The sequence below is a fragment of the Psychrobacter sp. 1Y4 genome, assembly GCF_051847555.1.
Map to the genome: position 1 here is coordinate 254,761 of NZ_JBPYDE010000005.1, position 12,454 is coordinate 267,214.

The 12,454-nt window shown below is 41.0% G+C and carries 7 protein-coding genes and 1 rRNA gene; 3 read left to right on the forward strand and 5 right to left on the reverse strand.

Annotated elements, in window-relative coordinates; all coding sequences use genetic code 11:
- Window position 1: 1 nt before the first annotated feature.
- A complete protein-coding gene (locus tag ACS8FC_RS06400; protein WP_439263452.1) occupies window positions 2-1,354 on the reverse strand; it encodes a Na(+)-translocating NADH-quinone reductase subunit A in 1,353 nt (450 codons plus the stop codon).
- 865 nt (window positions 1,355-2,219) lie between these two features.
- Here ACS8FC_RS06400 and hisA point away from each other — a divergent pair.
- Both hisA and ACS8FC_RS06410 read left to right on the forward strand, forming a co-directional pair.
- Window positions 2,220-2,957, forward strand: coding sequence for a 1-(5-phosphoribosyl)-5-[(5-phosphoribosylamino)methylideneamino]imidazole-4-carboxamide isomerase (hisA, locus tag ACS8FC_RS06405; RefSeq protein WP_439263454.1), 738 nt, complete (start codon window positions 2,220-2,222; stop codon window positions 2,955-2,957).
- Between the two features lie 72 nt (window positions 2,958-3,029).
- On the forward strand, window positions 3,030-4,631 hold the full coding sequence (locus ACS8FC_RS06410; protein ID WP_439296210.1) for a mechanosensitive ion channel domain-containing protein: 1,602 nt from the start codon (window positions 3,030-3,032) through the stop codon (window positions 4,629-4,631).
- A 73-nt stretch (window positions 4,632-4,704) separates the two neighbouring features.
- On the opposite strand, the gene rnr is transcribed toward ACS8FC_RS06410, so the two are convergent.
- From rnr to thrS, 4 genes are all read right to left on the reverse strand, one after another.
- On the reverse strand, window positions 4,705-6,972 hold the full coding sequence (gene rnr / locus ACS8FC_RS06415) for a ribonuclease R (protein WP_439263458.1): 2,268 nt from the start codon (window positions 6,970-6,972) through the stop codon (window positions 4,705-4,707).
- A gap of 123 nt (window positions 6,973-7,095) precedes the next feature.
- The gene (locus ACS8FC_RS06420) at window positions 7,096-8,340 is read right to left on the reverse strand and encodes a toxic anion resistance protein (protein ID WP_439296211.1); all 1,245 of its coding nucleotides are present in this window, start codon (window positions 8,338-8,340) and stop codon (window positions 7,096-7,098) included.
- A gap of 335 nt (window positions 8,341-8,675) precedes the next feature.
- Window positions 8,676-9,197, reverse strand: a complete 522-nt coding sequence (gene infC, locus ACS8FC_RS06425) for a translation initiation factor IF-3 (RefSeq protein ID WP_439263464.1) — start codon at window positions 9,195-9,197, stop codon at window positions 8,676-8,678.
- Between the two features lie 5 nt (window positions 9,198-9,202).
- Window positions 9,203-11,137 carry a threonine--tRNA ligase gene (gene thrS, locus ACS8FC_RS06430; RefSeq protein WP_439296212.1) on the reverse strand — a complete coding sequence of 645 codons (1,935 nt, stop codon included), beginning with the start codon at window positions 11,135-11,137 and terminating at the stop codon, window positions 9,203-9,205.
- A 1,249-nt stretch (window positions 11,138-12,386) separates the two neighbouring features.
- Between thrS and ACS8FC_RS06435 the strand changes: the two genes are divergently transcribed.
- Window positions 12,387-12,454: ribosomal RNA gene (locus ACS8FC_RS06435) — 16S ribosomal RNA — on the forward strand; the annotation flags it as partial.

The window sequence follows — 12,454 nt, forward strand, 5'->3', positions numbered from 1 at the left end:
GTTAGCCCTCCAGCTCAATGCGCGTTAAATTATCACGCAAGATATCACCAAATTCATATTTACCAGGAGATACGAAAGTGCATAATCCAACATCTTCTTCATCCAGTTCAAGCACGCCCAAATCAACCGCAGACACGATGTCTTCAACGATCAAAGCGCGTAACAACTGTGTGGGTAAGTAGTCTTGTGGCATAACCTCTTCATAAATCCCGATAGGCACCATCGCTCGCGGCGAACCATTACTTGTGGTAGTAAAGTTGTACTTTTTGCCACCGAAAAACTGCGAGATATAAATGGGAAGCTTAGAGAAGCGGTTTTTACCTGGACTAAAGAAGTGAAATGCTGGCCGTTCACGGCCTTCAGGTAATACACTAACTTGATTGTGGAAACGACCAAGATAAGCCACATTATCGAACAACTTACGTCCAGAAAGTACCGACCCTGAGATGATACGATTCTCGCCTGCCATCAATTGACCTTTTGTCAATGCGGTCATATCAGCACCGCGCTCAGTCGCAACCAAGTGTGGGTCCTTAACTGCAGGACCTGCAAGGCTTAACAGACGACGCGTATATAAGCGACCCGTCGTAAAGAGTTTACCAATCGCAATCACATCTTGATAACCGATCGTCCAGACAGTTACGCCGCGGCTGATGGGATGTAAAAAGTGAATATGCGTACCAGCAAGACCAGCTGGATGCTTGCCTGCAAAGCTATGATACTCAGTGACATTATTAGCCGCAGTCTTTGCAACTGGTGGCAGCTTAGCGTCACCATGATGACAGACAAAAGTTCTTGGGCTGAGTGTAGACAATACAGCCAGTCCGTCATTGAACGCTTGCAGCTCTTCATTAATCAGTAGCATTGGGTCGAACGCTAATGGATTAGTATCCATCGCGGTGACAAAGATAGCGTGCGGACGTGCACCGATTTCAGGAGCACGGCTATAGGGACGTGTGCGAAATGCAGTCCATTCACCAGACGCAAGCAATTGGGTTTCAACGGCTTCCGAGTCTAAGTCAGCAAGTTGCTGGGAGTCATAGCGCTGAAACTCTACTTCTTCACCGTTTGGGTCAACCTCAATGACAAGACTTTCAAAGACACGACGCTCGCCACGTTTAATGGCAATAACTTTACCAGCTGCAGGGGCCGTGTATATAACACCAACTCGTTTTTTGTCTTCAAAAACAGGTTGACCTTTAGCTACAACGTCACCTTCTGTGACGTTCATCGTAGGTTTCATGCCTACGTAATCGTAACCAATAAGTGCCACATGTGCTGGTCTGTGCTCTGATATCTCGCGGGAGGGCTCACCTGTGATGGGCAAATCCAAACCTTTCTTGATGGTAATCATAAGCGAAAACTTAGTCCATAGTCTAAAACGATACCAGACGTCCTGTTTGGTACGACAGCAGTATTCCAAAAGCATTATGACAGACCATCATGCAGCAGCAGCCTAGGGCGGAGCTGTGATTGAGTGCCTTAAACAGAACGCTTAAGTATTACTGCAAGTAAGAGTATTAACGCTGACCTTAGACTCCTTAACAACACGTTAACGTCTTATTCGAATTACCAAAGTGGCGACCGGCTACCAAGATGCATCATAAGTCTATCAAATAAAAGTAAACCTCTAAAACCAACTGCTTAGAGTGAGCACTTTAAAATATAGATGAACCTACAATACGTTTTATTGAAATTTATAACATTGTAATACTAGTATCATGTGATTGAGTCTAAAACAGAAAAAACTCTCAGACGCAATATATGATAAGTTGATTAAAAACAAACCGATTAACGGAGGAGGATACAATTTTAAATCATACCCATCTATCGAAAATCAGGCTGTCATATCTTTATAGTTATGTCCTATTATAGCCAAACACGATCAATCTATGTAAAAGCTCAATAGGCATTGCTAAGATATAGAAACAAATACAAATTTACCTAGGATTATACGCTAAATTAACCTAAAATTGCCAGTTAGTAATTGAATTTATCTAATTGTAGTACCTAATTTAGCGGTCGAAACTTATAGTTATCAATCATCAAAAATACTCAGACGACTATAATAGTTTTAACTTAAAATATAAACTAAAGTTGTTCTTAGAGACAAATATTTGGTTAAGTGCATACTTTATAGTATTTTCTTCCTAATTATCAATTATTGTTGTTTCTGTTGTACTTTCGCTATCCATAAAACGTTTTATAAGGAGTACTATATGTGTGCTGCGCCTGTAATTATCCCTGCTATCGATCTAAAAGATGGCAAATGTGTACGCTTAAAACAAGGTCGTATGGAGGATGATACCGTATTCTCTGACAATCCTGTGGCTGTAGCGGGTCGCTGGGTAAAAGAGGGAGCACGGCGTTTGCATCTGGTTGATCTCAATGGCGCATTTGATGGCGTACCAGTTCACAGGCAAGTGGTCAACGATATCGCCAAAGCCTACCCAAACTTGCCTATTCAATTGGGTGGCGGCGTACGTAATATGCACACCATTGAACAATATATCACAGCAGGTCTCACCTATATTATTATAGGAACCAAAGCGGTTGAAGAACCTGATTTTGTGACGGAGGCTTGCCGTGAGTTTGCCGGGCATATTATCGTTGGTATTGATGCTAAAGACGGTATGGTGGCCACTCATGGCTGGGCGAATGTCACGGACACCAAAGCGACCGAGCTTGCCCGCCGCTTTGCTGACGTCGGTGTATCATCCATCGTTTATACTGATATTGCTCGTGATGGTATGATGCAAGGGGTCAACGTCGATCAAACGGTCAACCTTGCACGTGAAGGCGGTTTGCCCGTTATAGCGTCGGGCGGTGTCACTGATATGCAAGATATCGAGCTATTAAAGCCTTATGGCGATTGTATTGAAGGGATTATTACAGGGCGGGCGATTTACGAGGGCACACTGGATCTTGGAGAGGCACAAAGCTATCTAGACAGTTAATAGTTTATACATAGGGTTGTCTGTATTGTCTACAAAGACTATGGTTGTTCATTACCTTCAACAAGGATACTTATGATAGCTATTTTTGACTATCTATCTTTACGCAGATACTTGCCAGTTATAGGTCAGCTGTTATTATTAATAAGTATCTTTTATGGCTCTCCTGTTCACGCGGCTAGCGAAGAGTTAACAAGCGTAGCAGCCGCAGCAGGCATAGATAACAGTACTTTACTAAATTTAGAGGCAGAGTCTGAGACAGAAGCGGAACGTGATACATCAGCACTCATAGATGCGCCGCCAGTCATTAGTGGGGAAAGTACCAATAATGCTCAAATTGAAACCACGCCCACTTTGCAAAAAGACAATGAGATCCGTCAACGTATTAACGGTATTTTCTCTGAGATTGATGGTTTACAAGCTGTCGATGTGAGCGTTACTCAAGGTGTCGTCACCTTAGGTGGAGAGACCCCTAATGAAAAAAAGGCGCAACAAGCGATCAATTTAACCAATCGTCTAACAGATGTAGTAACGGTTGAAGACAATATTAATCGAACGCTCGATGTGCAAGACAATGTGTCAACAGTATATCAAGGACTGAAGACTCAAGGTATAAACCTAATCAAAGCCACTCCATTGCTGTTAGTCGGTATTGTATTATTTGGCTTGGTGGCATGGTTTGGTAGCTGGCTATCTAAACGACAAAAAATGTGGCAGCGTCTTACTCCCAATCCTTTTGTAGCTGAGTTACTGGCGCAAACTATTAAAGTAATCTTTATCATCTTTGGTTTGATATTGGCCTTGAGCCTGATAGGTGCTGAGACCATCTTAGGTACGCTTCTTGGCGGGGCAGGGGTCATCGGTATCGCTGTTGGTTTCGCAGTCAAAGATACTATTGAGAACTATATAGCCTCTTTAATGCTCAGTATTCGCCAGCCATTTCGTGCCCGCGACCAAGTCGTAATCAATGGTCAAGAAGGTATCGTGGTGCGTCTGACCTCAAGAGCAACGATTTTAATGACGCTAGATGGTAATCAGCTGCGTATTCCTAACGCTGAAGTCTTCAAAGGTACGATTTTAAATTACACCAAAAACCCTGAGCGCCGTTTTACCTTCGAGCTGGGTGTAGATGCCAATGACGATCCACTCGCAGCGATTAAAGTCGGACTTGATGCGATATACAAATTAGACTTTGTGTTGGATGAGCCTAGAGCTATTGCTATCATAGCCAACGTTGGTGACTCTAATATTATTCTTGAATTTCAAGTATGGGTGGATCAGTCAGAAACTGATTTTGCAAAAGCCCGTAGTATTGCTATTCGTGAAACCAAACACGCTTTAGAAAACGAAGGTTTTAGCTTGCCTGAACCTATTTATCGTTTACGTTTCAACGATAAGTTGGAAACAGCCTTTGAGCATATGCAAGAGAGTAGAAGTAAAACAGGCTCTGAGATGACTGTCACACCGCTAACTTCTGGTGCAGAAAACCAGCAGACCAAAGATGACAAGGATAAACAGCAAGCAAAGGCGCGTGCAAAGCAAATTTTGGATGGGCGCGACAGCAAAGATGTATTTGATGCCCGTCCTGATGAAAAACTTATGCAAAAAGTTGAGCAGGAAATTGCAGAGAATTCTGATGAGACTGATCTATTGAATAACAATAGCCCACAAGAATAAGCTGTATGTATAAACGTAAAAAAGGCTAAAGATGACTTTAGCCTTTTTTGTTATTTTAGTATTTTGTCTAAACCTAGCTCTTTTTATTTGAACCTTTGCGGCTTCGGCCATTACTTTTCTTGGCGGCGCTTTTTTTCGTTTGATCTTTTTTTGTTTGATTCATCTCGCTAGCTTGTATCTTCGCTTTCAAGTCAAAATCAATCTGCAGCAGATCCATATTGACACCAGCAACTTGTACTTTGACCAAATCACCAAGACCAAACAAGGTGCCTTTATCTTTACCAATGAGCTGTTGTTGGTGCTCATCATAGACAAAGAAGTCATCACCAACGTTTGAGATATGAACCAGACCATCAATATATAGGTCAGTCAATGTCACAAATAAACCAAAGCTTGTGACGGTTGTAACGACACCATCAAACTCTTCACCAACATGATCTTTCATATAATGACATTTTAGCCAAGACTCTACAAAACGTGATGCCTTTTCAGCACGGCGCTCAGTATCTGAGGTTTGTGTGCCTGCGCCATCAAGAGAGAAATCCATAACAGGCTGTTTACTATTGGTTACCTTGGCTTTAATCGCACGATGTAACATCAGGTCCGGATAACGACGAATCGGTGAGGTAAAGTGACTATACTCATCATATGCCAGACCAAAGTGACCAATGTTATCGGGCGCATAGTTAGCCTGCATCATTGAGCGCAGCAGCATACTATGAATACTGATTGCATCTGGACGATCTTTTGTCGCTTCAATAATACGCTGATAGTCGGCCTGCGTTGGATTCTCTTCAGGGAAACTTAAACCAAAGTTCTTTGCATATTCGTGAATACGCATTGATTTTTCGCTGTCAGGATTGTCATGGTTACGGTATAAAACAGGCAACTCATTTTTTAGCGCAAAGTTTGCTGCACAAGTATTGGCAAGCAACATACACTCTTCAATAAGCTTATGAGCATCACCGCGAGTACGTGGTAAGATGTCCGCGATACCGCCTTCTTCGTTGAACTTTATATAAGTCTCAACGGTTTCAAACTCCATTGCATGACGATCTTCACGCTTTTTGATAAGCAACCCATACAATTGATGAAGCGTATCGACAGACTTTTTGACGTCTTTATTACCTGTTAAAGATTCAGGGACACTCTTATCTTTTGGATTAGCAAAATAATCATTTACCTGATTGTAGGTTAGACGTGCCTGTGAATGCATAACACCAGGATAAAACTCGTAACCTGTGATCTTGCCTGCACGTGATATTTTAATATCAGCAACCATACAGAGACGATCCACTGAAGGGTTTAACGAACATAAACCATTCGACAATACTTCAGGTAACATAGGAATCACACGGTGCGGAAAATAAACCGACGTGCCACGCTCATAGGCGTCTTGATCTAGTGGAGAGTTTGGTGTCACATAATGGCTGACATCAGCAATAGCGACCAACACTCGATAGTTCCCGCCTGAGCGTTTTTCAGCAAATACTGCATCATCGAAGTCACGCGCATCTTCACCATCAATAGTGATTAATGGTAGGTCACGTAAGTCCGTACGACCTTTAAAGTCCTTCTTACTAGGCTCTCTATAGTCATTGGCTTGTTTGAGCGCTTCTGCACTGAATTCAGAGGGTATATCGTAATTGAGTAGAGTAGTTTCAATGATAAGTTCACGGTCATTGTCGTCACTCAGCACCTCTGTAATCTTACCTGTAGCAAACTCGTGCTGATTGGGCCAGTCAATGACATCAACTTTCACCGGATCGCCTTGTTTGGCACCTACCGCTTGTATATTATCATCAGTGACGGTGATTGGTTGATGGTTGTTTGGGCTGCCAAGCTCAACACAATAACCATCTTCATCACGAGTAAGCGTACCAATAAACTGATTTTGATGACGTTCAGTCACATCAACGATACGACCTTCGGTACGACCACGGTTATCTGTTGTGGTGCCGACAGCATCGACCATGTCACCGTTAAATACCCAGCGCATTTGTTTTTCATGTAAAAACAAATCTGGCATATCTTCTAGTACCACAAAACCAAAGCCTTTTGGATGAGCAGATACCGTACCAGTAACCACATCTTGTTGCGTGACTGCACGAAAGCGATAAGGGCGTCCTTCACGATTTACTTGTCCATCACGAGCCATGGCTTTGAGACGATTGCCTAATGCGTCAAACTGGTCAGGATCATTGATGTCAAAAGCTTTTGCCAGCTGTTGATGTGTCGGTTCATCGTTTTCAGCGATCGTACGTAGTATCAGCTCACGACTAGGGATAGGATTGTCATATTTCTGTGCCTCACTTGAGGCGTTTGGATCATTCCAACTCATAAATTACCGTATCTATTTTTAAAATTATTAATAATGGCTATCTTAACACGAACGACGCTTTAATACCCGACGTCAATGAGGTTATATCTATTCGATAGCTGACTGTTTGGGTAGACTGTTTAATCAAATATCGATGTCAGTAGTACCAGATTGGTTTGCAATCTTTTTACTGTCTAACTCTTTTGATACTTCAATTACAGTCGTTTGATTAGATTTATCTAAATACTTTTGTGCTTTATCCACTTCACTCGTTAAGGTATTGACCGTTTGCTTCATGCTCTCTAAAGCTTCAACTTTATAATTACTAATCATATCCATCGTATCATAGACATTATTGAAGGCGTTTTGCAGTTTATCAAGCTCAATAGTACTACTGGTTGCTTGTTCATGAATTTCACCAGATTGACGTTTGAGCATCGCTGAGGTTGACTCAATCAAACTACTGGTCGTTTTGTTCAATGCCGTGATCTGATCTAAGACCAGTTTTTGATTGGTCATAGCTTGTGCAACCACGACGGCTGTCCGTAATGCAGAAATAGTCGTTGTAGTAGCGCGATCCACACCTTTAATAAGTTCCAAATTATTTTTACGAATGGTATCTAATGCCAAATAGCCTTGTACGTTAACAGCCAGCTGTGTCAAAAAGTCAGTGTTTTTTTGGCGTACGTAAAACAGCATCTCTTCTTTTATGATGCGGGCCTTTTCAGGGTCAGTCGCTTCTAAAGAATAGACTTTTTGCTCAAGCTGCTCATCAATCTTTTTGCCGACGTAGATATACTGGCGAATGGATTGCATCAAATCCCACATATTGACTTTTTCTTGCTCGATCATCGCATTGTCTTTGAGCAGCTCATCCTTACCATTATAAAGACTGGTCACCACCGCGTTAATATGCGACTGTGCGGATTCATATTGACGAAAATAATCTTGAACTTTATTGCCAAACGGTATGATGCCGAACAGCTTGCGCGAATTGGTCAACTCTTTTTTGCTTGGGTCCAAGTCTTCTACGATACCGCGTAATTCAGTCAATGATTTGGCAATTGGTGAATTATCAAATAGGCTATCATTGATACTCTTAGCAGGAAGTTCTAACATTCGGTTAGACACTTGAGCCGACTCACGAATCTCTTTAGTACCTAAGTTATGAATGGATTGTAAGTTTTCTTGAAAGTCAGGTCCATTTACTGGATTGGTAATGACATGATCTACAAAAGCATCGACTTTAGCATCAAGCTCTGGAATCTGACTTTTATCCAGCTTAACCATCTGATCCGCTTCGCTTTTTTCCACCTCTTTTACAGGGTCAGGTGGCGTCAAAGAGATACTTGGCGTATTCGTATTTTCTGGCGGTGTAAGTTCTTGCATAAGTGTTCCTGTCAATAAATGATAGATTAAAATGTTTGAATTATTCAATGATGTTAGGTAACGTTTAGTCTGCTAGTTCAAGCAAGTAGCATAATTGCTAAAGATCTATTAATTGACTTATGGTTATTAAATGATCATTAATAGGAAATACAAAGTAGATTTTAAGATTATCGTATAATCAGGAAGCCATGAAGATAGACTTTGTAAAACTATATGGTGGTTAGTATAGTAAAATTACAATGTGTAATAGTAAAAAACCATCAATATCCCGCAGCATATTGATGGTCAAAAACAAAGATAAGTAAATATGGCAAACTTATGCGTTTACGGTTCAGTTATTTTTTCTTAGTAGGGCCAAGCAACATACCCATTTGTCGGCCTTCCATCTTTGGATACTGCTCGACGTTAGAGATCTCAGCCGTATCTTCGATAATGCGCTCAAGTTGTTTACGACCAATATCTTGGTGCGCCATTTCACGTCCACGGAAACGAATGCTCACTTTAACCTTGTCTTGATCTTCTAAAAAGCTGACGATTTTTTTCAGTTTTACCTGATAATCAGCTTCTTCAGTACTCGGACGCAGCTTCATCTCTTTAAGCTGAGTTTGCTTTTGGTTCTTTTTAGCCTCTTTCGCTTTTTGCTTTTGATCATAGAGGAAATGCTTATAATCCATGATTTTGCATACTGGCGGCTTGGCATCGGGCACTAATTCAACTAAGTCTAGGTTTTCATCACGTGCCGCTTTCATCGCGGTATCGATATCGACCACGCCCATTTGTTCGCCGTCCTCTCTGACAAGACGAACTTCTTTAACACTGATATCTTCATTGGTGTTTAGACGGTTGGACTGTTTAATAGGTATTACTCCTGATCTGTTTTTTGATTCTGACGGCCTTTTTTGGCAACGGCAGTCTGTACTAAGGTAATAAATTCAGAGACAGTCATCACGCCTAAATTCTCACCTTCGCGAGTGCGGACGTTAACGCTGCCTGTTTCAACTTCTTTATCCCCTAATACTAGCATATAGGGAATACGTTCTAATGTTTTCTCTCGTATCTTAAATCCAATCTTTTCGTTACGCAAGTCACTAACCGCACGTAAACCTGCATTTTTTAGCTCACTAACGACATTTTCACAGCTTTCTGCCTGTTTATCGGTAATATTCATCACTGCCACTTGCTGCGGGGCTAGCCAAACCGGCATCCACCCAGCATAGTTTTCGATCAAAATACCTATAAAGCGCTCAAACGAGCCAAGAATAGCACGGTGCAACATAATAGGCACTTCACGCTCGTTTTGTTCATTGACGAATTCAGCGTCTAAGCGCTCAGGCATATTAGGATCGACTTGAATAGTACCGCACTGCCATACTCGTCCCAAGCTGTCTTTGAGACTAAACTCAATCTTCGGACCATAGAATGCACCTTCACCAGGCAGGTATTCCCAGTCGAGACCTGAGCTATCTAGTGCATCAGCGAGCGCTTTTTCAGCAAAATCCCAAGACTCTTCACTACCGACGCGTTTTTCTGGACGCGTTGAAAGTTTCATAATAATGTTATCAAAACCAAAGTCTTCATAGACAGCAAGAGTAAGCTTAATAAAGTCAGCCACTTCCTGCTGAATTTGCGCTTGTGTGCAGAAGATGTGTGCATCATCTTGAGTGAAACCGCGCACACGCATCAAACCATGTAGCGAACCTGACGGCTCATTACGGTGACATGAACCAAATTCTGCCATACGCAGTGGCAACTCGCGGTAAGATTTCAAACCTTGATTAAACACTTGTACATGACAAGGGCAGTTCATTGGTTTTACCGCATAATCACGATTTTCACTCGATGTGGTAAACATATTGGTTGCATAGTTACCCCAATGTCCAGAACGCTCCCACAAGCTGCGATCAACGATTTGCGGTGTTTTGATTTCTTCATAACCATTATCATATTGTACTTTACGCATATATTGTTCAAGTACTTGGTAAATCGTCCAACCATTGGCATGCCAAAATACCATACCCGGTGCTTGCTCTTGCATGTGGAATAGATTGAGTGCTTTACCAATCTTACGATGGTCACGCTTTTCAGCTTCCTCAATACGTTGAATGTAAGCTTTTAGATCTTTTTTATCAGACCATGCGGTACCGTAAATACGTTGTAGTTGCTCGTTCTTAGCATCACCGCGCCAATAAGCGCCACTCATCTTGGTTAATTTAAAGACCTTTAGGAAGCGGGTATTTGGCACGTGCGGGCCACGGCACATATCGACGTATTCTTGATGATGATAGAGACCGAAAGCTTCTTCGCCTGGCATATCATTGATTAGTTTAAGCTTATAATCTTCGCCGCGCTCTTCAAATATCTTGATTACTTCATCACGTGGCGTTATCTTCTTTATAACGTCGTAGTCTTGCTTAATCAGCTGCATCATACGCTTTTCTATCGCTTGCATATGCTCAGGTGTGAACGGTGTCTCACTATAGATATCATAATAAAAACCATCATCAATGACAGGACCGATAACCATCTTTACATCAGGATAAAGTTGTTTGACCGCATGACCGAGTAGATGCGCGCATGAATGACGAATAATATCGACACCATCAGCATCTCTTGGGGTAACAATCTCAACCTTTGCGTCATGAGCGATAGGATCAGAAGCATCAACTAAATGTCCATCTACACGTCCGGCGACTGTAGCCTTAGCAAGACCTGCCCCAATGCTTTTTGCCACTTCCATGACTGTAGTATTGCCTTCGAAGTCTTTTACGCTTCCATCGGGCAAAGTAATCGCTACCATAATCTGTTCACCTGTTTTAGGTCCGTTAGCAGTGATGATTGCAACTATCAATCATATGACCGTAAGACCAAATAAATTATATACGTTAGATGTGATACATCAAAAGAGACAGACATTACCCAAGACACTTAACATATCGGCGATCGTCTAAATGTTCATTCAATCTGCTATCTATATCAAGAGCACAATGATAATACTACATCGTTAAACACAGCCAAATGCTTCTTATATAGTGTTGATTAATCATGCAGGATAAGTAATGCCATAAAGGCGACTACTATAACAAAAACCATCTATAAACACTAGATAGCAAGGGATAACAACATATCTAGCATAGATATAGCTTTAAAAGAGCCGGCCAACTGCATCCAAGAATAATAGATATAGCTTTAAAAGAGCCGGCCAACTGCATCCAAGAATATAAGTCATCTCTACCCTTTAGTAGCAGCTTTTTAGTAGCAGCTTTTCGATCTAAGAGAATTAGTAAATAATATCTACTATATTATAAGCAGTATCTATATATAAGGACTACCTTCACTTATATCAATAAGGCAACCTTAAGCGTGAATAAGCAAAAAAGATGCTTAGAGACATTAAAATTAGCAAAAAGTAAGATTTCAACAAGAGTGATTCAACCAGTTTTGGAGAACTATCAACAGTTTTCATGTTGTATAAAAATAATAAAAGACTCTTACTTTTCTAACTTGTTGAAAAATATATATTATTTGAAACCCTTTATAATTAATTAAAAAACATCTATAAAAACAGTTGACACTGAATATAAAGTATCTATAATACGCCCCACAGCAAAGGAAGCGCAGCGAAACTAGTGGATATACTCACTATTAACGAGGCAGCTAACTTACTGAATTATTAGTAAATAAAAGCTTGACACTGTATCAATGAATGCTACAATAGATAGCTTACCAGTTAGAACGAATGTATTGTTTTAGTGATAATTGGTTATAGAATTTACAAACGCTTCAACTGGACGACAGTGAAGGGACATTATTTAAAAGCAAAACTAAAGAACAACTTGTGTGGATTTTTGCTGAGTTAGAATGCTAAAAATAAAGTTGGTTTTGACTTCTTTTCGGGGTCAGCACTAACTATAAAAATTATCATTTAATCAGCAAGAAAACTCAAAGTTAATTCATTACGAACATATACGAAGAGCGTAATTGCCAGATTAAATGAGCCAAGATTAGAAGTCATCTTACTATTTATAGTAAAGACTTCAAGCAAGATTAAACTGAAGAGTTTGATCATGGCTCAGATTGAACGCTGGCGGCAGGCTTAACACATGCAAGTCGAGCG

Bases quoted from the DNA above. Each gene is read 5' to 3' on its own strand.
- ACS8FC_RS06420 (WP_439296211.1), bottom strand. From the start codon at position 8,340: ATGCAAGAACTTACACCGCCAGAAAATACGAATACGCCAAGTATCTCT.
- thrS (WP_439296212.1), bottom strand. From the start codon at position 11,137: ATGGTAGCGATTACTTTGCCCGATGGAAGCGTAAAAGACTTCGAAGGC.
- hisA (WP_439263454.1), top strand. From the start codon at position 2,220: ATGTGTGCTGCGCCTGTAATTATCCCTGCTATCGATCTAAAAGATGGC.
- rnr (WP_439263458.1), bottom strand. From the start codon at position 6,972: ATGAGTTGGAATGATCCAAACGCCTCAAGTGAGGCACAGAAATATGAC.
- ACS8FC_RS06400 (WP_439263452.1), bottom strand. From the start codon at position 1,354: ATGATTACCATCAAGAAAGGTTTGGATTTGCCCATCACAGGTGAGCCC.
- ACS8FC_RS06410 (WP_439296210.1), top strand. From the start codon at position 3,030: ATGATAGCTATTTTTGACTATCTATCTTTACGCAGATACTTGCCAGTT.